Source organism: Gilliamella sp. W8126 (genome assembly GCF_016102185.1).
Classification (GTDB): domain Bacteria; phylum Pseudomonadota; class Gammaproteobacteria; order Enterobacterales; family Orbaceae; genus Gilliamella; species Gilliamella apis_A.
Genome location: NZ_JACFPE010000011.1, coordinates 12,343 through 33,563, shown reverse-complemented (window position 1 = coordinate 33,563; position 21,221 = coordinate 12,343). Strand labels below are relative to the sequence as shown.

The following is a 21,221-nucleotide window of genomic DNA, read 5'->3' as shown; positions in this document are numbered from 1 at the left end:
GCGTAGGGATAGTGACCCGAAGGGCGAAAACCTACGGTTTGAGTTTTTAAGTCTCTGCTTCAGCTGAGACTATAAAAATATAGCCTGATTTTCAGCATGAAAAACGCCCATAAAACATTCTGGTATCAACATTTATTATTTATCTTATTTATTATATCTTCACATACAGATAATATATCTTCAGAAGATATTGTTGCATTGCAATAGCCTCGAACTTGATCTATTACCCAACATATACTAGTTTTTTTTACTCCAAGTGTAGCTCTTGCATTACTAGTGTTATCTTTAATTGAAAATATTTTGTATTTGTATCTATATGCTTCATCGGCATATAATGAAACACAATGATGCATCTCATAGCCTTCTTTTGCTAACTCAATTTCATCATTAATTTCTTCTACGGTAAAATTGTCATATTTAAAATCAATCAAAGAACCTTTCCATTTTTTTATTTCTTTTTTATTGTTTATTTCTGCTAGATATAAAGATTTTTCCCACTCTCTCGTCAAATTCAGTATAGAGTTAAATGTACTGTTTTTATGTAAATGCGGAGATGCTCTAAACAAAAAATCTATCACATCATTAATTTGATCATTAAGTGTTGTTGCACTAACATAAATTTCATTGCCATTATTGCCATTATCGCCATCGCCGTTGATAAAGAATTTAATAAGAGCTTGAAAAGCATTTTTTTGTAAAACTTTTTTTCTTGCTAAAAATTCTTTTAACAATGCATTAAAAAAAATAACATATCGTTTTATTTCGTTAGCATCATCATTATTAAGTTGTATATTAGAAACTAACGTAATGAATGCATTAATTGTGTTTGTTGGTTGATTTCTTATATCATTTATTTTTGATAAAATTTCAAGTTTATTTTCACCTAACCATCGATAATTAAATATATTATTAATGCACGATACTCGTAGAGATTTAATAAATCTCCATTGCGAACTCGTAAATGATATGCGATCTGATGAATCCACTGTTAAAAAACGGTCGAGCTTATTAATATGTCTATAGTATCCATCTAGTGTCACACCATCCGTCCAATATTTTTTTGAAAAAATATTGTTATCTATTATTGATTTGGGGGATAGATATGCAATGATCGGGAGTAAGTTTTTATTTTCTATTTCAATTCGTTGTAGTGATTTTAAATCAAGATGTTGAATGTATAAATATTGTTTTATCGATGGAATAGTTTGAAATATTTTTTGAGTATAAGAATAGATCTCTTTATCTATAAAATTTTCATGTAACTCTTTTATAAACGCTTTAACTATATTCTGTTTGTTTTCCGTTGATTTCAGATTAGTATTAATGAAAATTCTTTCTACTTGCCAACTTGAAATTTTTGACGAACCATATTGGTCTATTATTTTAACTTGTCTTAATAATTCGTTTAATGCCACTCGCATTATTGAACTATATACATTTTTTAATGATGTTTGAAATAATTTAAAATGAAGAATATATGTTTCACCGCTAATGCTGAAATTAGACGTCCACTTTTGAGAGCTAAATGAAAATCTTTTTAAGGATAATTTTTTATTTTTTGTTATCTTAAATATACCACAAATTATAATTTCGGTTTTAGATTCATTTACTCTATAAAATCGTGACATTTCGAGTTTCTCAAAATGCTCATACCACTTCGCATAAATTGAATCATAATGTTCATTATTAAATGATTTCTTCATAACTTTATATTTCTATTATTAAAATATTCTATATTTCGATTATTTGAGCATCTAAATGCATAATTTTATGAAAAATAAAGCTTTGGTAACGATAATGAACGAGAACCCTATCAAATGAATGTCGTTTATTCATATTTTTTATATAAAAAAAGGGTTTTAGAAAAATTTTGTACCAAATTGACAATGAAAAAACACAAAATTTTTGAGATTTTTTTAGTTGATGAATTAATAGGTATCGATTTTTGTTTTTCATATTTAATTTTTCTTATAAGTAATCTATTTCCCTTTACTAAATAAATCGGAGTGAGTTCCAAGTCGTTCTAGCCGTAATATATTAGAATCTGGGAATGAATATATTAATAACCAATCTGGCTCAATATGTAACTCTCGATGTTTATTGAATTTTCCTAACAATTGATGATCTCTCAGAGATGTCGGCAATTCGATGTCGTTAATCAACATATCTATAATCCATTTTAATTTATCCATTTTTTTTTGACGCCGTTTTGACAGATCGACATCTTTTTTAAATTGTGATGAATACTGAATTAAACGCATTATTTAAATTCCAAGCTGTTTGAATAGTTCTTCAGTACTTTTAACTGTATGTAGCTCTTTGTTATTTTCTGAGTCACTTAATGTTTTAACTGTTAATTCGTTTAATTGACGATTTTCTAAAATAAAATCACGCATTAGCTCTCTGATAATTTGAGATGGTGATCTATGATAATAATCTGCGACTAATTTAAATTCATTTTTTAATTCAGCTTCAACCTTTAGTGATAAAGTTTCAGTTTTCATAATATATCTCCTTCTTACCGCTTTAAACATTTATATATCATGTAACAAAAATCGATAATCCATACTGGAAAATAAAAATAAAAAGCCACCATTTTTACAAAATCAAAATAGCCGTTTACAATAGTACAAAGTGCAATTAATATTGTCGGCAGAACAAATAACGTCAAAAAAACAAAGGCTTTAAAGATTTTGCAAATATTTTCATTCGTCTTCTTTGCTCTATTTATTACATTATAACAATCGCCAAAACAAATAGAGCCAATATTACCATCCGAATAATGATATTCTATTGCTCGACCACCGCAAAAAGTACACGTAGTCGGAAAATGTTTAATTATTGATGTTTTCATTATGTTATTCTCTCGGTAGTTAATTAAGGTAATATAAAGTATTACTTTGTATTACTTTGTATTACTTTGTATTACTTTGTATTACATTTTATCAAAATAAATAAATTAATCAAATACATTTTTAATTTTCTAGTTTATCAAAATATAGGTATGCAATTTTCGATAATATAAGCACAACAACAGCTAAAAAGTAGATTGAATACAAAATAATAATTGTTCTTTTTTTTAATTTATATCCAGTTCCAATCGCATTAGATTTAAAATAATTAATCACTAAGAAAATAAGAACAAATAAAGAAATAACTTCCGAAAATACAGACAAATAAACCATAAAAGCCCTCATTTTTCACCATTTTACTAAAAACTATCACGAAGCTGTCTAAAAAAAGCATTAGCAAAAAAATAAACAAAAAACGGACAAATAATCGTAAAAACCAGCATCATTAGTTTCGAAATATATTTTTCGTTGTCTCTAATTATCATTTCGTCTGTTGGCTCAACATCAACTACATCTCTATAATATAGATATGTGTCATTATCAACATTTCGTATGTCACTATTTGTACACGTTATAAAAAATGAAGTCTCCGTTTTTGATTTTGATTGTGGAGAACAATCCTTAAGCACATATTTTTGATTATCTTGAGAAATTATTTCATCATCTGTATTTATTGATATAAATGGACATGCAACGACAATAGCATAGATTGAAAATACTAGAATTCCAGATGATAATGATTTTTCACCCCGAAATAGTTCGCCCATGGTTTGCACTATAAAACATGTTACACATATAAGTACAAATATATCCCAGCCGTTTATTTTGTTATCAAATACAATATGCATGATGTTTCATCCCTAGTAGTCAGAATTAATCATAAGACATAATGACATTCCCTTTTTCATCGAAATACTTCATTTTGTGTCTTGGATCACAATATAAATTTCTTTTAAATTTTGTTTTATTTGACAGTTTAATTATTAGATTTCCGTTGTCACTAATATCTATTATGACGCCTTGTTCACCATCATATTCAATATCCATAAGTAGGCAAATAAAATCAAATTCTTTACCTAGAATATTTAGAACCTTCCGATTAAACTTATCAACTTCGTTTATATATAAGAAAACGGCAATTATAAAATGAACTAAATAGCGTATTAAAACCAGTATCGAGCAATAAAATAACGTTATAACACAGCTCGATGTAATGTATTGATTAATTAATTTATCATCAAATTCTTTAAACGGCGGTAAATCAAATATATTTAAATTAAATTCACTAAATAATAAGAAAATGATAATAATAACGGGAAAAACAGCTTCTAATATAAATTTTCTTTTCATTAAAGTACTAACCCCTCATTTATATTTGTAGGTTATTTGATAAATAATAAAATTATTATTAAAGTAATGTCGTATGAAGGGTTTATTGATTTAGAAATAAATCCAATGTACATCGATGCATAATAAATTTGAACCGAGATTAATGTAATAATTAATATTACCAAAGGAAGGCCCGTTTTTTTTGTGTTCAGTATTTTATAAATACTAATAATCATTATTAATAAGAACATATTTACCTGTATTTTTTTAATTATGCTTCAAAAAATCATCATATTATTCTATATCCTTTCTAATATACTTACGTTCGTATATTTCAGTTGCCAACGCCTCCATCAGAGCTAAAGTCTCATTTATAAAACATTTTAATGAACGTGAATAATCATACATACAATACGAAACGAACTCTCCACAACCAAAAATAAAATGAGCAATCCCTTTTAAATTATCACGTTCGACATGAATCGACATTTTGTCGAGATTTGTATACGCTCCATTAAACGCATATCTTTTTTCTGTCATTTTACATATATACGCACTAACATTTAAATTGTTAACTTTGTATCGCCCAACAAAAAAAATATCACCATCTTTCATGTTGCGAATATCAACAACAAATTTTTGAGAAATGTGACAATAACGCATTAAATCTGAAATTGTTTTTATATTATCCATAGTTTTATCCTAATAATGATTGATACTGCTTAGCAGTATCAATATACAAATATATCACTGCAATCATAATTAACGTGCAGATGAAATACATAATAATAAGCGTTCCTTTTTTGAATTTGTAACCGCGTGGCAGCTTGATGAGCCATTCCCAAATCAAAAAAAACGGAACCCAACATAGAACAACAAAAAATACAGCAATCAAATAAATCATCAAACTTTTCTCATTAATTTTATGATGTAGTCATGTAAATTGATTTTTGATAATGCATCAAGTTTTATTTTGTCGGTTTGTTCATCGACGCAAACATCATACATTTTTTTATATGTAAACGATTCTAAATAATCAATTCTGCTATTTTTGATTTTATCAATGACTATGTTATAGTCATTGTCATTATCATCTAACAGTGTTTTAGTAACACTACCAATTGTAATAATCATTAGATTATGTAACAAAATGTTATTTTTTCTGTAATAATCGGTATCAAGAATAAATTGCCAGTTTAAAAGTTTCATCCACGCTGAATAAATTAGGGTGGCTTTACTGACGAGTTCGTCAGTAATAAGAGTTCCTTTTTTGACACCGAACGCTTTGGCTAATGAATCAGAAAAGCTTTTGAATGTATATAATGCATATAAATTTCTAGTATTATAATTTCTGATCACATTTTTTTCGTATTCGATGCGATCTGATAGAGCCAGTTCGCCAATAACTTTGTGAGCTAGTACCATTCTTGCATCATTTTTGTTATATGTTGAACTCAACGAAATTGATGGCTTAGACGCATTACTATTAATATCTGAAAAATATTGCTGTCTCATATCAAGATTCAGGTATTCAGCAAGATTTAAAGCTATGCTACTACGTGAAAGTTTTTCTTTTAATTCGAATGATTTGCTACACGCTGAAATAATTGCACTAGCTCGATGTTGCCCATCGAATAGTTTAATCACACAGTCTAACGGCAATTTTAAATAGCCTAGATTTTCTTTGCCTATTGGCTCAAATATAAAATCGCCCTCGATATACCCAGTAAGTGCAGGCAATATAAAATCTTCATTTTCAAGATACTGGACTAATTTTTTAACCCTTTTTTCGTTTATTAGACGTTGAGACCTTTTTAACACATCAAATTCATTATCGATTGATAAAAATCTGTTAAGCTCGGTAAAACCGAGCGTTATACTATAAAATACTTTATCTGATTGTATGTACATAAAAGCTGGAACGGTAATACTTTTCATTTTATTAATCCTTTATCATCTTTGAATTGTATTTCCACAATGACCAAAACAAACAACTTCAATTTTGCGATTTGAGTAGTGATACTCGATTGCAGACGATCCACAAATAGGGCATGTGACCGAAAAACGTTTAATTACAGATACTTTCATTTTTTAATTCCTTATTCATTCATTAATTCATTAATTCATTAATTCAAATTTTTTTGAGTGCATAAAAAAGAAGATAAAATTAATACATGCACCTAGCGGACGGCTATATTTTTTAATCACAAATGACCCAGCCGTTGGCATAAATGTGATAAAACCCTGTTTATGTTCAACATGAAATACATTTAGAGAAAATGTTTTTTTTGTAAATTTCCATTTTTTATTTAAGTTCTCGTCGAAAAGTTGACCGTGTAGATCTAAAGTAGCTTTCATGTCTAAATCAGAACCATCTTTATTTTTGATTACAAAGCTATTTCTTCTTAAATGATCTAGCGTCTCTTGGACAATCAATTGTTCTTTAGCTTTGGCTTTTTCATTAATTAGAATTTGTTTTTCGAGTTCGAATTGATTGTTATCTATTTTAGATGCTAACTGTTCAATGAGATGATCTGTTTGAGTAAGGTATTTTGCTAATGAATCAGTACGTGTATACAGACAAGATACACCTAATTGTTGGCTATTTCTGAATTTGAATACTGCTTTGGCTTTATAATTACCTTTGCGGACGTTAAAGGTCATTCCTTTGGTCAATTTGGGAATTGATAACATCATGTCAAGTGATGTGATTTTAGTGATTTCACCTTCCTCATTAATTGATAGTGAAAAATTTTGCTCTTTCAGTTCATTGTAAAATGATTTTAAAATTTGTTTTTCGTTTTGTTGAGTTACAGTATCCATTTTTTCATCCTTTCATCTTTTATTCAAAACCGCCCCGAAGGGCGATTTTTTATTTTCAATAATCTAGCCCGAGCCTTTCACATCTTTCATTTGCTAACCGTTCAATAAATGCTAAAGTTCGGGGTATCAAATTTTCTAATGAACATGAATAATCATACATACAATAAACGCCGTCCTCACCGTTCCCGAATATAAATGAAGCGCACCCCTTATAGTCGTCTTTCTGAACATGAATGTGCATTACGTCCAGGTCATGATATAAATCTAATATATCGTCTAATGAACACTCATCATGAAATAGCTCACCATCATAAACTTTGAATGAAAAACCGTGCTCTAGAAGTTCACAATAAAATGACATCAAAATATTTGTTTGATTTTCATCTGTAAGTTGAAGTTGTAATTTTTTATCCATTTTTTCATCCTTTCATTTTTTGTTCCAAATCGCACAGAACAGTTATTTTGTTAGCCCCCCATTTTTTGGGGTTTTTGTTTGTTTAATTAGACACTTGACTTATCAAACCATGAGAGTATTATAGCACTAAATCCGCACCGTTCAAACATATTTGTATCGATTGTGCGATATATTTTTAAATAATTGACTATTTTTTAATCAAACAGTATTTTTTTAGGGATTTTTGCGGCATCGAGCACTGATGCTTAAAAATTAAACAATAAGGAAAGGAAACATGGAATTGAATAATGGTGATTTGATAATTTTTCGATCTAAAGCTCAAAACCATTGCTCTTTAGGTCGTATTGTAGAATTAATACAAAATAACAAAGATGCTGTATATTTAGTCAGTAGTGGTTATTTTAATGATATTAGAAATATTGATGACAAACTCTATGAATTGGGCTACGGCATTGTAAAACCGAATGACATCATCAGAAAAGTTGAGATTAATGTTAAAATAAAATGTAAAAACTAAAGGAAAAAGAAATGAAAAAATATATTGGTACTTTTGTTATTCCCGTTGAAAATGTTTATCGATTTGAAATTGAAGCAGATAGTGAAGAAAAAGCACTAGAACTGCTAAAACAAGATCCCCTTTTGTACGCCTCCGCAGTACCCGTCGATAGTGATGAATGTGATGCACGAGAATTTAGGATTGAACGTTGTGAATAAATAAAAAATAAAAAATAAAACAACTAAGATCGTAACGTCAAAACATGATGGGACTTGCTACCATTATGTTTTGAGGTTGAGCAACCGAAGGGCGGTAGTATGAATTTGAAAATCAAAAAGAACAAAAAAATGAGAAAATTAATTAAGAAGTTAAAAGCAGCCAAAAAACATTTATTATTTTTTGGATATTGTAGTTTGCTTGTGATGCCATTTTTTGCTCCGATTATAATTATGGATAATGGTAAAAATAAGCAAAACGAAACAATTCAATGTGAGATGATTAATTCTGAAAATAATAATGTTGAGATGATATGTAAAGATGATCTAAAAATTATTAAAAAGGTAAATAACTTAAATTATGAAGAATGGGAGCAATTCAAAGAAAAATTCAACTGTAAATACACTGGCCATAATGGTGAATTTAAATGTGATAATAATATTCAAATAAAACGAAATCGTATTTCATCTATTGAGTGGAGTACATATAGAGACGAAAATCATTGTCGACTAGTTAAAATTGATGAAACAGTCAGTGAAAATCAAAATGAATGGTCGTGCGATAACAATATTAATATAAGTAATAATTTTTATAAGTAATAAAAAATGAAAAAGATAAAATTTAAGTTAAAAATATTGGTAATTGTATCTATCTTGTTTGTAATAATAAATTTTTTTCTGTTACTAAATATGAATTAAATAAGTAATAATTTTTATAAGTGAGATAAAAATGAAATTTGACGTGTTTATTAATGTGATTGAGTTTATAAGTTCAATAATTATTATTTACTTTATTATGAACAACAGTTTCAGAACAGAATTTCAGATTATGATTTGGTTTTGTATTTTTATATGTGCTAAAAGTACTGTAAATTTACTGTCATTGATGCTGAAGCATTATACACAAAAAGAGAAAAAGAAAGAATGATTAATCAGTTAGCTAATTTATCATTAGATGATTTTAAAAAATTGATGCATATCGAATTTACACAACAACAGCAACTAGAAATGATAGAGAGACGCAATCAGTTGATTAAATTCGATGTTGATGCACCTCAGTATTTACTTGAGCATGAAGTTAAGCAGTTTTTTAGTTTTGTTGAAAACTACAATGAATTGATGTTATTGAAGTTTTTGTGGGTAACAGGTTCAAGAATTACTGAAGCTCTTCTAGTAACACCCTCAAATTTTATATTTGGTATAGATTCATGTCTAATGACGTTACCCACACAAAAAAAACGTAAATTAGTTAAAAAAGTTGAATTGATTGATGAAAACGGAATAAAACGAATAAGCCCAATTTATGAAAGTGCACGTGGAGTTCGGCACATTCAGATATCTAAACAAAATGAATCACAGAGCTTGTTTATTGACGATTTGAGACGTTACATTGTCACTAATAAAACAGGTCAGAATCAGCTACTATTTAACTATACTCGATTTCAGGCATATAGATTTATTAAAAAAGTTCAGTCCATTGCAGAGAAAAATAACGTGAATTTTCCGTTCGAAGTGACACCTCACACTTTCCGGCATTCATGTGCGATGAATCTCGTATATAATAATGTTGATGAACGAATAATACAAAAATATCTTGGACATTCCCGTATTGAAAATACACGAAAATATACAAAGATATTTCATCTCGAAAATGATTTATCACACGTAAATTTTTAAAAAAACAAAAATATATTACTTATAATATAATAAGTAATAATTAAATCACATCATTTCACTATCAATATTTTTATCAACTAAAAATAATTTCTGCGAACAAAAATTAAATAACCCAACTTATCAAATTGGGTTATTTATCGGTTTAAATATTAATCAAAAAGCTAAAAAGGAAATGAAATAGAAATATTATAGCTATCATCAAGATAGCATCCTATTATTGCATAATAATATTTTTATTACAATAAAGTAAAAAGCAATAGAATTGTTATTATTTTTGTTTGTTTTTTTGTTTGTATTTTTGTTTATTTAGTGATAGTATTTAGCTTCAAAACTAAGGAGATAAAATATGATAATATTATTTGATAGTGTAAAGGGTGGAGTAGGTAAATCAACATTACTATCTCAATTTGTAGGAGCTATTTGCAATCAAAGTAACTCAAAAAAAGTTGGTGTCATGGATTGTGACCCTCAAAAAAGCATAGAAACATGGTCTATTAGGCGTTATGAAAATAATTCGTACAATAACAACTTTAGTTTATTAGATGCCAATCCTGAAGATTTAAAAATATATAAAAATCAATTCGATTATATATTCGTTGATTCTGCTGGAGCTGACACTGAAACAGGAAGAGAATTATTATTATTGTCAGACATAGTTATAGCACCGCTACAAGCAACTCAAGCAGCATTAGACACAGTGAGTCAACATTACGACATATTAAAACAAGCAATAAAATTTAATCCAAAGTTAAAGATATACTACTTATTAAATGACTGTTCAACTCATGCAAAAGATAAAGAAGCCGTTGAAGCATTGGAATTATTAAAAGATTTCTTACCCAATAAAGATAAAAATATAAAGGTTATAAACGATTTTATTTACAGTAGAAAGCTGCTGAAGACTATTTATAGTAACGGTGGAACATGTTTTGACGTAAACGAAAATAAATCACAACATGAAATTAAAAAAATAATTAATTTCATTATAGCGGAGTAAAATATGAAAAAGATTGAAAAATTAGATAAAAATGCGTTTCTAAAAGGAGCTAATAATGGGGGGATCGTAAAAACAACAGGACGAAAAATAACACATTTCAGACTATCACTAGGTCAAACTCAAAAAGAGTTCATAAGTAAACTATTAGAAATGACCAATTTAAGAATAGGTCAACTTATTTGGCAATCAATTTTATATACAAATACCAATGAAGTTAGTACATCATTTTTAAATGAATATATTAATTTTATTTATGATAAAAAGCACGGAATAGAGATGTCAATACAAAAAGTGATGACATCTCACGATAACTTAAAATCATTAAGTAAGAGTTATAAATCATTAGGCTACAATATAGGTATAAAAGGTGTGGTACTGCTATATTTACTAAATTATGCTAAAAATTACCTAAAAATGGATATCACAAAATATAAAAATTTTAGCTGACGCCAAAGGAGAGGAGGGCATAGCAATGGAAGTAGAAGAATTCTAAATTCTAGGCAGTCCCCCCCCTCCCCCCACAAGTACGTGTAGGACTAATCGCTCACCCCAGGTTCGCCCCGCCAAATTTATTAATTTATTTAGTGTTTAACGGTTAAAACCCGCTATCGCATTTATATTTTAAATTGAGTTTCCACAAATTTAAAATGCCCCGCCTGACCTGCGATAGAATACAATCATATAAGTTTATTCGAACAAAACCTGAACTCTATATCTATAAGTAGTTCTGTTTTCTCATTCCTAGATGTCCTGAATTCTTACGTAGACTATATTGTCCTCGTCGTTTGCACTATGGCTGCCCGTCTAATGCCTCCTCTCAACACAATACCGACTGTTCACATGATTCCAAATATTGTGCAATATTATTGAGGATTTAAGTAGATGCAAATTAGAGGTAAGACGAGAGTTATAATGACAGATTTTTAATAATAAAAATCGCTAAAATCTAGATGAAACTCTTGTAAAAATAACAAAAGTCTGTATAATTGTATCTGAATTTTAGCAGTTAGGTCTCTCAAACTTACATAACTGCGACGAGATTAAGAACGCTACCAACGTTCCAATCTCAAAAAATAAGCTCACTATGTGGGCTTTTTTTCTTTCTACATTCTTTAATCATGATTTAGAACTTGAATTCATTCTAAATCTCAAATTAAATTTTCATTTATTGTACGCAAATTTATTAGAAGATCAAGAATTAGATCTCAATTTATTATCAGCACCATTTATTTCCACTTCTTCCTACTAATTTTATTCAATTTTTTTTCAAACTAGAATGATCGCATAAAGATCTGAACAAGATAAATAGGATCAATTTGTTCTTAATTTTAAATACACAAATTTATAATTTACTTAATACTTAATAGTGCGTATAATTTTAACGATTTATTTACGAAATGGGGGGGATAAATGTCATCGAGTAGTAGTACAACGTTACGCATTACAGGTACAAGAAAAGCCATTGCTGAAGCAATTGCATTAAATGTTAGCAATCAGTGTAACAGAATTGTTAAAGTCAGTGAGATTTTTAACTTTGTTCTTGATAAACATTTAAATATGGAAACAGCAGATCTAATAACTCAAGAGTTTAAAAAAAAAGAAGGAGTAAAATAATATGATAAAAAAAATAGTCATTTTTTTCTTCTTGACCATTGGATTAGCAGCATGTGGCGATAAAACTAATTACCAGGGACAATATAAAGCCGATAGTGGTCTATTGTTAATAATAGAAAAATCGAATGATTCTGATTATAAATTTACTACTGAAATTTTCGATGGTAAAAAGTTCACAGTATCTGCAACTGTAAAAAATAAAAATCAACTTTACGATTCAAAAGGAAATTTGTTGGGTGAATTTGATGAAAATAAAAATTTCAAGAATACTAAAGGAGTAAATTTTTCTAAAATAAACTAATTTTAATTTTTAGGTTTAACAAGGTTATACCGTTTTTTTATTTATAAAAAAACGCCCCTCTATTATACATAATAGAGCTTTTGAAAGCAATACTTTTCTAAAATAATTAAGGATTTATGTTATTATGCCTGCTTTATCTGCTAAAGTTTTATTTGCACTATTTGCTCAATGTGCCCCCGATGTTGCCCCAGAGACGTTAAATACATTAATTAGTGTAGAAAGTCAGCGGAATCCTTACGCAATCGCTATTGTTTACGATAAAAACGTCAAAAAAGAAGAGAAGCTTACATTTGAACAGCCTAATTCTGAATCAGAAGCATTGAAAATTATTACTGAATTACAAAATAAATCTAATCACAAAAGCTTTTCAGTTGGTCTAATGCAGATAAATAGCGCTAATTTTAGCGCATATGGTATTAATAACGATAACATGTTTAATACATGTAAAAACATTGAAACAGGAGCTGCAATATTTAAATCTTGTTATTCGTTAGCTCAAAAAAATAATCCTGGTACAAATGAACAGGATTTATTACGGATAGCGTCATCTTGTTATTATTCTGGTAATGAAATTACAGGCTTTAAAACAGAAAATAACGGGACATCATATGTTGATAGAATCAATAATTCAATAGCTAAAAATTATAAAGTTCCCGCAATAAAACCTTTGAATGAAACTGAAGAAGATTCAGTTTCAACAACTCAAAACGACTTCGAACCCCATGATTCACAAAGACTAAAAGTTAAATCGTGGGATATTTTTGAAGACTACCCTAGTAATTTTTAATTAAAAAAGAGGACATTAAATAATGATAAAACCTTTGTTGTATCTAGTGACAATATGCTCAATGCTTTTTATGCCCGAAGTGGTTTTAGCTGGTGGGTTAGATTCAGGTATACAAGCAACTACTGATTTTAAGGCTAGCGGTTACAAATGGCTCGCTGTCGTAGCTAGTGGATATATTATTTTTAATATAGCAATGGCTTACTTAGGAAGGAAAGGGTGGGGCGATGTAGCTATGGCGGTATTGTACTGCGCTATCGCTGGTGGTGCAGTGGCATTAGGTATCTACGCATGGAGTATTTGGAGTTAAAAATAAATATTTAGCCTAGAACTTTCTAGGCTTCTATCTTGGTAAGGGTTCAGGACATCTAGGAATGAGAAAACAGAACTACTATTAGGAAAAATAGATATGAGTGATGAACAGGATGAATATGATGATTCATTCCCTTCGTTTAACGGGATGAATCGACCTGCCATGGTTTATGGTGTACCCATGGTTTTAGGTATTTTCACAGCATTATTTATTATAGCTAGTTTTTTTGGCGGGTTATTTATGGGGCTTGGCGGTTATGTATCTGCAATACTACCGTCGATAGGGATAATTTTTTTGATATTTATCAAATTAATCTGTGAAGATGACCCTAATGCACTAGCATTTATAAAATGGAGATTTAGAGCCATTGTATTAAAAATCGTGCAGGGAAACCCCGTCATTTATGTAACAAGTAATGATAAGATTAGAAGAGTATACAATGCGAATAGACAATTTAAAAAAAGGTAATGCAATTGAAAATTTACTCCCTCGTTATAGAACAAATATTAATGAATATGTAATAACGGTCGGTGGAGACAAACTTTTATTTACTATAGAATGCGAAGGTACCCCCTTTACGTCTGTATCAGATGATGAATTAAAAAGTTATTTCACTGGTTTAGATGATTTTTTCCTCAGCCTAGGGAAAGAGTACGGAGGAAATTTAGCAATATGGACACATATTGTAAAAAGAAAACAAACTTTAAAACAAACATATAAATTTGACAGTAAATTTATTCAAGAATTTACAGATAAATATTTAGAAGGCTTTCAAAATCAAAATTTTTTCAAAACCAGTTATTTTATAACATTTGTTCTAAAGTACAGTGACCTAAATGACGGAATAGCTCAATGTAATAATATTTTTTCATTAACAAACACTTTAACTAATCGATATGACGGAAACGTATTAAAAATATTAGATATAAATGATTCTGTTAGCATTTGTGAAAATAATGAATTTTTATCTTATTTATTAAATAGTCAACGTGATTCTATTACATTAAATGATAATGAAGTTTTAGAATCCATTTGTAATAGTGATTGGTTTTTCAATTATGATTATCTAGAAATTAGAAATAAGGAAAGCACTAGTTCAAAATTCGGAACTGCATACTTTTTAAAGGGCTATCCAGCTCGAACATCGTGCGGTATGTGGGATTTTTTACTAGAGCTTCCGTATGAATTTATTTTATCTCAGTCATTTATTTATTCTACTGCTCAAAAATCAATAAGAGCCATTGAAATTCAGGAAAATAAATTAAGTTCTTCGGGTGATAGTGCAAGCTATCAATTAGAAGAATTAGAAGATGCCAAAGCTTATTTAAGTTCTGGTGAAATAGCTTTTGGTGATTATCAGGCATCAATTTTAGTTTTTGGTAATACTCCGAAATCCGCAATTGATAATGGCTCAAAGGTAATAAGCAGCTTTACTGATAGAGGTAAGGGTGCCAGGTGGTCAAGAGCATCAATTGAATCTCTTTATGCGTTTTTAAGCATTATGCCTGGTTCAACATATCGTCCTTTATCATCTGTGAGAGCCAGTACAAATCTTATCTGTGGTTTTTCATTACATAATTATTCAAATGGAAAAGAAAACGGGAATCCGATTGGCGATGGTACTGCAATTATGCCCCTGAAAACCCCGACGCAGGGTTTATATTATTTCAATACACATTACTCCCCAATGAAAGAAAATGTGATTGGTGAATTTATCGCAGGGCATTTTTTAATGCTAGGTGCAACAGGAACGGGGAAAACTACTCTTGAGGCTACAATAGTAGCATTTTTACAACGTTTTAACCCTCAGTTATTCGTTATCGATTATAAGCGTTCCACAGAACTTTATATGAGAGCGTATGGAGCAAAATATTTTACATTTGAAAGTGGTGTTTTCACTGGAATTAATCCCTTTCAACTAGAAGAAGACGCAAGCAGCGGATTATTACAATTCCTATACGCATGGGTCACATCTTGTGCACGGGATCATAATAATTTAATTTCAGACGAAGATAGGATGACACTAAAAAATGCCGTAGATGCCGTTATGAAATTACCCGTCCAACATCGCAGATTTGGGCGTTTATTACAAGTTATTCCTGCTGGTTCTTCTTTGTATATTCGTTTGCGAAAATGGTCATCTAGCGAGGGCGGAGAACTCGCTTGGGTTGTTGATTCTCCTGAAAATTTATTTAACCCACATTCGTTCGACAAAATCGGATTTGATACAACAACGTTTCTTGAAACACTAGGACACGAAGGTACAGATCCTTTATTCTCTGCCCTTCTATATTATAAAGAGTTAATGAAAAAATCAGGACGTTTATTGTTATCTATAGTTGAGGAATTTTACATACCATGTAGCTATCCAACTACAGAACAAATGATAAAAAGAACATTAAAAACAGGTCGGTTAACTGGAGAGTTTCTTGGCTTGGTATCACAGTCTCCAGCTGATGCAATTAATTCAAACATATTTGCACCAATTGTAGAGCAAACGTCAACAAAAATTATGCTTCCTAACCCCGACGCAGAATACAAAAACAGTTATGAAAGCATCGGTTTAACTAAAAAAGATTTTTACATTTTAAAGAAATTAGATAAAGAAAGTCGAAAATTTCTAGTTAAACAAAGTGGGTCAACTACATTGGCTTCATTTGATTTATCAAATTGTAAAAAGTATTTACCGATTATTTCTGGTTCAGTCAAAGGACAAATTGAATGTGAAAAGATTAGATCAGAGCACGGAGACGATCCTGATGTATGGATTCCAATTTTTCTCGAAAGAATGGAAGAATTAAAAAATATAAATAAATCATAATTATAAGGTGGTTAAAATATGAAAACAAAAATAAAAGTCTTAGCTTTAGTAACAGCATTATTATTTTCAAATAATGCTTTATCGGCTGGTATTCCCACTGTTGATGCGGTTAATGTTGCAACAACAATAGCGGAAAATTTAAAAACATTAGCTCAATTAAAAGAGCAATTAAGTGCATTAAAGGATCAAATTAAACAAGCTCAACAATTTGCAAATGATACAAAAAAGAGGTTGGAAGGTAACTGGAAGCTTGGAGATGTAATTAATAATGATCAGTTTTTAAATTCATTACCAAAAAATGCTCAGGACATTTTAACAGAGGGAATGACAATAACAGGATTAAGAGATAAATATGGTCTAAAAACTGATAATGAAGGATTACAAAAGAATTTTGACGGACTTATGGCATTCACAGAACGAACCGAAAAAAATTATCAGAACACTATAAATAGATTAAAAAGTTTACAGCAAATTAAGGCATTAAGTGATGCAGCAACAACACCAGCTCAAAAACAAGATGTTGCTAATAAACTGGCTTTATTACAACTCGAATTTTCACAAGAGCAGGCAGCTCTAGTGCAATCTGAAGTTCAGTTTAAAGCGCAGCATCAGATTACAGTTAATGCGGAAAATGAAAACTTTCGGCAATCTATTCGACAAGCTGCAAAAGATTATAGAAACAAGTATAAATAACAGTCGAGGTTACAATGAGTTTTGTCGGTGATATCTACGACCACATGGTAACAAAATTTGAAGAGCCAATAGCAGATAACGCCATGGCTATTGCTTCAGCTATTAAACCATTGGTAATGTCATGTTTTCTTCTATACGTTTTGTTTTTAGTTTATCAACTATATACAAAAAAAGATTTCATTTACCAGGAAATGGTTAATGCAATGTTAGTATTTGCAATCGTTGGGTCTTTTACATACGGCGGTAGATATTATTACGATTTTGTTATTCCGTTTGTTTTAAATGCTGGTGATGAAATTGCAGCGTCATTAACAGGTAGTAGTGGAGGAAGCCTTTCTGCGGTAGATACCGTTTATGAAATATTCGAAGCACCACTACAAGTAATAAGAGATCGTTTAGACGATATCGGATTTACAGAGACTTACATTGGTGTGTGGGCTGAATATGCACCAGAAAGGTTTGCTTTATGGCTTAGTCAAACGATTTTCACATTATTTATTGCCATTAATTTATTAATAGCAAAAGTAATGGTGACACTTTTATTGTCAGTCGGCGTTATATTTTTTTGCTTTTCTGCATTTCCGAGTACTCGTGGACTATTTACGTCATACACAGGATTAGCATTAAATTATATTTTATTAAATGTTATGTATTCAGTTGCTGCAACAATAGCAGGTGCAGTTATACAGTCAACAGCTGTAAATGGCGCATCGCCAAAGGAGATGATCGGTGGAGCTGGTACAATTTTATTGTCGACCATTATTATAGTAATTGCAATTAATCAAATCCCCTCTCTTGTTTCAACGTTAACGGGCGGAATCGGTATTTCTCCATTCACGATTAGTAGTAGTGGATTTTCAAAAGCTGCTCGAGCCGTCGGTATAAATAAAGCTGCTAGATTTGTTGGCTCAAAAGCTGGAAATTCAGCTAAAAGGGCTGCGTCTGGCGCATGGAATAAAATTAGAGGAAAAGGAAAAGCTAGTTAAAAGGTGAAAAACAATGAAAAAATTAATTTTAATTTCAATTTCAATCATTTTACTTACGGCATGTTCAGGAACGCCACCACAGCCGTCTGAACCAAAAGGCGATTGGAAACAAATTAACGATCCTCAGTACTATAAAGATAATGGAAAGCTGGAGAAAGATAAGTAATGAAATTTTTTAATAAAAATAAAAAACAAATTCTGGATGAAAAATATGATGAAAATATTCAGTTGAGTTCAAAAGAAAATAGAGAGGCAAAAAGCCGAACAAAAAAACATTTTGAACAAGTAACCAGATTTGAAAATGATAGAATTTTGTTTCATAAAAAAATGGCAAAAATAGGTATAGCGTTTGGTTTTGGTGGCGTATTAATTGGTCTTGCTTCAGTTATTGCAGTTGCATTATTAACACCATTAAAACGTGTAGAGCCATTTGCAATTCGAGTGGATAACAATACTGGTTATACCGATATTGTTAAACCGTTAAAGGACGCTAATGAAACAACATATGGTGAAGAACTAGACAAATATTGGTTGGCTAGGTTCATCGTTGAAAGAGAAAGTTACGACTGGCAACTAGCACAGACATCATATGATGCCGTTAAATTAATGACATCTCCGACATTATTTAGCGAATACCATAATTATATAACTAGCCCTGTTTCCCCTGTAAATTTATTTTCTCAAAATAAAAAAATAAAAGTACAAATTTTATCAGTTGCATTTGTACGCCAAATTGGACAGGTTCGATTTAGTAAACAAGTATTAAATCAAAATGGCGAGCCTGACATGACCATTCCAACAACATATTGGCAAGCAACAGTATCATATGATTACAAACATAAAATTGAGCTTGAGCAAGATAGACGAGTTAATCCGCTTGGTTTTCAAGTGACGGGATATCGTGTTGATTCTGAAAATCTAATTAAACCAAAGGGAAATTAAGGTAATTTTAATGAAAAAGATATTATTTATTTTATTTGCAGGTTTATTTATATCAAATGAAGTATTGGCTGAAGCAATACCCAAAAGTACTCGATACGACAAACGAGTAAAAAATGTTATCTATAATCCAGATAATGTTACCAGAATAAATGTAGCTCCTGGTATCACTAATTTAATACAGTTTAGCGCCTCAGAATACATTAATGACGATACAGGCGGGGCAGCTCTAGGAGATCCGACCGCTTGGAGAGTTAACATCAGAGGCAATAATGTATGGCTGCGTCCTGCGGCTCCCCAACCTGATACGAATTTAACTATTGTAACAAATAAGAGAACTTATCTTTTCAATTTGGTAAGTGTTCAAGATGCAAACGCTGCTTCATGGGGGGTGAGGTTTACATATCCCGACCTTAAAAAAGACAAAAATGAATGGAGTAAACCATGCCAGGGCGATATTCAAAACTATAGATATTTTGCAAAAGGCGATAAGGAATTAATACCTGTCGAAGTTTGGGACAATGGAACATTTACTTGTATATCAATCAAAGCTGGCGTCGATCTACCCGTTGTATTTAAAAAATTTCCTGATAAGTCGGAAGGTCTCGTTAATAGTCATATTGAAAATGGGTTTATTGTTATTCATGAAGTTAATCCAGAGTATAGACTGCGACTGGGTGAGCTGGTTGTTGGTATAAAAACTGACAAGCTGAAATCAATAGGAACTAACAACACAGGAACAACGAACGGCAAGATAAGAGGAATTGCTAATGACTAATAAAGGAGAAATTGTTGACATTGATGATGTAAAACCAGATCGCAACTCGATTAATACAGGTATTAAACGGAATAGTAAAAGTGCTAAATCAATTTTCATCGTGGTAGCTGCATTAATCTTATTTATTGGATTATTAATGACAATATTTAATTTTGATAGCAATGATAAAAAAGAAATTGAGTTTAAGAAAGATGAGGCATTACAGTCAACAAACACCCTCAATAATAATTCTCTTTCTGCACAAATGGAAGAAATAAAGCGACAACAAGAAGAAGAAAAACGTAAACAGCTAGAAGCAGAAAGACAAGAAAGGCTCCGCAAAGAAAAAGAAGAAAGAGAAAGGTTAGCACGACAGGAAGAAGAAGAACGAGTATTAGCAACAATCAATCCAAAAGGAACTGGAACTGTCAACAACTCAGAGGGTACAGGCGATCAACAAATGACAATTGAGGAACGCCGTTTTTCGGGAGATACATTAGTTTTGTTAGACACAACAAAATCTGGCGGAGAAAGAGTTAAACAACAGGACGGCGCATTAAATGAAATGCTAGCGGGTGGAGTTTATGCAAATGGTTCAGCAACACTGATGAAAAATAATCGAAATTTATTGTTGATTCACGGCACACAGATCCCATGTGCCCTACAAACTCGTTTAGTAACAGATCAACCGAGTATTTTAATTTGTCAAATTACAAAAGACATTTTTTCATCTGACGGCTCAACGTTATTAATAGAAAGAGGTAGTAAAGTCTTTGGAGAACAGAAAAAGGCAATTATCACAGGTCAAAACATGGCGTTTGTTAATTGGTCTGAAATAGATACTCCACACGGAGTAAGAGTAAGAATTGACAGCTTAGGAACTGATAGCTTGGGGGCTAGCGGAGTTAATATTTGGGTTGATGAAAAATGGGGCAAACGGTTCGGCGGTGCAATCATTTTGTCATTCATACAAGATTCTATCAGCACAGCATCAAAAGCTGCCACAAAAAATAAATCATCAGATACTGTAGTGTATGAAAATAGCGAGAGAAATTCAGGCAGAATGGCTGAAATAGCATTAGAAAATAGCATTAGCATACAACCTACTGGTTATGCTAATCAAGGGCAATTAATAAATATTTTGGTAGCTAGAGATATTGATTTTTCTAGTATATACACATTAAGAGATAAATAATGACTACTAATAAA

At 30.6% G+C, this 21,221-nt stretch carries 28 protein-coding genes; 18 read left to right on the top strand and 10 right to left on the bottom strand.

Annotated elements, in window-relative coordinates; translation table 11 throughout:
• Positions 1 to 125 precede the first annotated feature (125 nt).
• From H3S74_RS12325 to H3S74_RS12285, 10 genes are all read right to left on the bottom strand, one after another.
• Positions 126 to 1,703 carry a PcfJ domain-containing protein gene (locus H3S74_RS12325; RefSeq protein ID WP_198248018.1) on the bottom strand — a complete coding sequence of 526 codons (1,578 nt, stop codon included), beginning with the start codon at positions 1,701 to 1,703 and terminating at the stop codon, positions 126 to 128.
• A gap of 276 nt (positions 1,704 to 1,979) precedes the next feature.
• Positions 1,980 to 2,261, bottom strand: a complete 282-nt coding sequence (locus tag H3S74_RS12320) for a type II toxin-antitoxin system YafQ family toxin (RefSeq protein ID WP_198248017.1) — start codon at positions 2,259 to 2,261, stop codon at positions 1,980 to 1,982.
• Positions 2,262 to 2,264: 3 nt separating this feature from the next.
• The gene (locus H3S74_RS12315) at positions 2,265 to 2,504 is read right to left on the bottom strand and encodes a CopG family ribbon-helix-helix protein (protein ID WP_198248016.1); all 240 of its coding nucleotides are present in this window, start codon (positions 2,502 to 2,504) and stop codon (positions 2,265 to 2,267) included.
• Between the two features lie 707 nt (positions 2,505 to 3,211).
• Positions 3,212 to 3,700 (bottom strand): hypothetical protein, encoded by a 489-nt coding sequence (locus H3S74_RS12310; RefSeq protein ID WP_198248015.1) that lies wholly within the window; start codon positions 3,698 to 3,700, stop codon positions 3,212 to 3,214.
• Positions 3,701 to 3,725: 25 nt separating this feature from the next.
• Complete coding sequence (locus tag H3S74_RS12305; RefSeq protein ID WP_198248014.1) at positions 3,726 to 4,202, bottom strand: hypothetical protein; 477 nt, start codon at positions 4,200 to 4,202, stop codon at positions 3,726 to 3,728.
• A gap of 273 nt (positions 4,203 to 4,475) precedes the next feature.
• Positions 4,476 to 4,874 carry a hypothetical protein gene (locus H3S74_RS12300; protein ID WP_198248013.1) on the bottom strand — a complete coding sequence of 133 codons (399 nt, stop codon included), beginning with the start codon at positions 4,872 to 4,874 and terminating at the stop codon, positions 4,476 to 4,478.
• Between the two features lie 210 nt (positions 4,875 to 5,084).
• Positions 5,085 to 6,119, bottom strand: coding sequence for a DNA sulfur modification protein DndB (locus H3S74_RS12295; RefSeq protein WP_198248012.1), 1,035 nt, complete (start codon positions 6,117 to 6,119; stop codon positions 5,085 to 5,087).
• A gap of 15 nt (positions 6,120 to 6,134) precedes the next feature.
• A complete protein-coding gene (locus H3S74_RS12595) occupies positions 6,135 to 6,269 on the bottom strand; it encodes a hypothetical protein (protein WP_255518889.1) in 135 nt (44 codons plus the stop codon).
• A gap of 30 nt (positions 6,270 to 6,299) precedes the next feature.
• Positions 6,300 to 7,004, bottom strand: a complete 705-nt coding sequence (locus H3S74_RS12290; RefSeq protein WP_198248011.1) for a hypothetical protein — start codon at positions 7,002 to 7,004, stop codon at positions 6,300 to 6,302.
• Positions 7,005 to 7,059: 55 nt separating this feature from the next.
• Positions 7,060 to 7,419, bottom strand: a complete 360-nt coding sequence (locus tag H3S74_RS12285) for a hypothetical protein (protein WP_198248010.1) — start codon at positions 7,417 to 7,419, stop codon at positions 7,060 to 7,062.
• 274 nt (positions 7,420 to 7,693) lie between these two features.
• Between H3S74_RS12285 and H3S74_RS12280 the strand changes: the two genes are divergently transcribed.
• From H3S74_RS12280 to virB10, 18 genes are all read left to right on the top strand, one after another.
• The gene (locus H3S74_RS12280; protein ID WP_198248009.1) at positions 7,694 to 7,936 is read left to right on the top strand and encodes a hypothetical protein; all 243 of its coding nucleotides are present in this window, start codon (positions 7,694 to 7,696) and stop codon (positions 7,934 to 7,936) included.
• An 11-nt stretch (positions 7,937 to 7,947) separates the two neighbouring features.
• On the top strand, positions 7,948 to 8,133 hold the full coding sequence (locus H3S74_RS12275) for a hypothetical protein (RefSeq protein WP_198248008.1): 186 nt from the start codon (positions 7,948 to 7,950) through the stop codon (positions 8,131 to 8,133).
• 99 nt (positions 8,134 to 8,232) lie between these two features.
• Positions 8,233 to 8,730, top strand: a complete 498-nt coding sequence (locus H3S74_RS12270; RefSeq protein ID WP_198248007.1) for a hypothetical protein — start codon at positions 8,233 to 8,235, stop codon at positions 8,728 to 8,730.
• 324 nt (positions 8,731 to 9,054) lie between these two features.
• A complete protein-coding gene (locus H3S74_RS12265) occupies positions 9,055 to 9,807 on the top strand; it encodes a tyrosine-type recombinase/integrase (RefSeq protein WP_198248006.1) in 753 nt (250 codons plus the stop codon).
• 346 nt (positions 9,808 to 10,153) lie between these two features.
• Positions 10,154 to 10,804, top strand: coding sequence for a ParA family protein (locus H3S74_RS12260; protein ID WP_198248005.1), 651 nt, complete (start codon positions 10,154 to 10,156; stop codon positions 10,802 to 10,804).
• A 3-nt stretch (positions 10,805 to 10,807) separates the two neighbouring features.
• Positions 10,808 to 11,251: a hypothetical protein gene (locus H3S74_RS12255; protein ID WP_198248004.1), complete on the top strand. Its 444-nt coding sequence runs from the start codon at positions 10,808 to 10,810 to the stop codon at positions 11,249 to 11,251.
• Positions 11,252 to 12,214: 963 nt separating this feature from the next.
• Positions 12,215 to 12,418, top strand: coding sequence for a hypothetical protein (locus tag H3S74_RS12250; protein ID WP_198248003.1), 204 nt, complete (start codon positions 12,215 to 12,217; stop codon positions 12,416 to 12,418).
• 1 nt (position 12,419) lies between these two features.
• A complete protein-coding gene (locus H3S74_RS12245; protein WP_198248002.1) occupies positions 12,420 to 12,719 on the top strand; it encodes a hypothetical protein in 300 nt (99 codons plus the stop codon).
• A 124-nt stretch (positions 12,720 to 12,843) separates the two neighbouring features.
• On the top strand, positions 12,844 to 13,506 hold the full coding sequence (locus H3S74_RS12240) for a lytic transglycosylase domain-containing protein (protein WP_198248001.1): 663 nt from the start codon (positions 12,844 to 12,846) through the stop codon (positions 13,504 to 13,506).
• Positions 13,507 to 13,528: 22 nt separating this feature from the next.
• Complete coding sequence (locus tag H3S74_RS12235; protein WP_198248000.1) at positions 13,529 to 13,813, top strand: hypothetical protein; 285 nt, start codon at positions 13,529 to 13,531, stop codon at positions 13,811 to 13,813.
• A 99-nt stretch (positions 13,814 to 13,912) separates the two neighbouring features.
• Positions 13,913 to 14,284 carry a VirB3 family type IV secretion system protein gene (locus H3S74_RS12230; protein ID WP_198247999.1) on the top strand — a complete coding sequence of 124 codons (372 nt, stop codon included), beginning with the start codon at positions 13,913 to 13,915 and terminating at the stop codon, positions 14,282 to 14,284.
• Complete coding sequence (locus H3S74_RS12225) at positions 14,256 to 16,637, top strand: hypothetical protein (protein WP_198247998.1); 2,382 nt, start codon at positions 14,256 to 14,258, stop codon at positions 16,635 to 16,637. Before H3S74_RS12230 ends, H3S74_RS12225 begins: the two co-directional genes overlap by 29 nt.
• A gap of 18 nt (positions 16,638 to 16,655) precedes the next feature.
• Positions 16,656 to 17,330 carry a type IV secretion system protein gene (locus tag H3S74_RS12220; RefSeq protein WP_198247997.1) on the top strand — a complete coding sequence of 225 codons (675 nt, stop codon included), beginning with the start codon at positions 16,656 to 16,658 and terminating at the stop codon, positions 17,328 to 17,330.
• 14 nt (positions 17,331 to 17,344) lie between these two features.
• Positions 17,345 to 18,316 carry a type IV secretion system protein gene (locus H3S74_RS12215; protein ID WP_198247996.1) on the top strand — a complete coding sequence of 324 codons (972 nt, stop codon included), beginning with the start codon at positions 17,345 to 17,347 and terminating at the stop codon, positions 18,314 to 18,316.
• A gap of 13 nt (positions 18,317 to 18,329) precedes the next feature.
• Positions 18,330 to 18,482 carry a hypothetical protein gene (locus H3S74_RS12210; protein WP_198247995.1) on the top strand — a complete coding sequence of 51 codons (153 nt, stop codon included), beginning with the start codon at positions 18,330 to 18,332 and terminating at the stop codon, positions 18,480 to 18,482.
• On the top strand, positions 18,482 to 19,258 hold the full coding sequence (locus tag H3S74_RS12205; protein WP_198247994.1) for a virB8 family protein: 777 nt from the start codon (positions 18,482 to 18,484) through the stop codon (positions 19,256 to 19,258). The genes H3S74_RS12210 and H3S74_RS12205 overlap by 1 nt, the downstream gene beginning before the upstream one ends.
• A gap of 10 nt (positions 19,259 to 19,268) precedes the next feature.
• Positions 19,269 to 20,033 carry a TrbG/VirB9 family P-type conjugative transfer protein gene (locus H3S74_RS12200; protein WP_198247993.1) on the top strand — a complete coding sequence of 255 codons (765 nt, stop codon included), beginning with the start codon at positions 19,269 to 19,271 and terminating at the stop codon, positions 20,031 to 20,033.
• A complete protein-coding gene (virB10, locus tag H3S74_RS12195; RefSeq protein WP_198247992.1) occupies positions 20,026 to 21,207 on the top strand; it encodes a type IV secretion system protein VirB10 in 1,182 nt (393 codons plus the stop codon). Before H3S74_RS12200 ends, virB10 begins: the two co-directional genes overlap by 8 nt.
• The last annotated feature ends 14 nt before the right edge of the window (positions 21,208 to 21,221 follow it).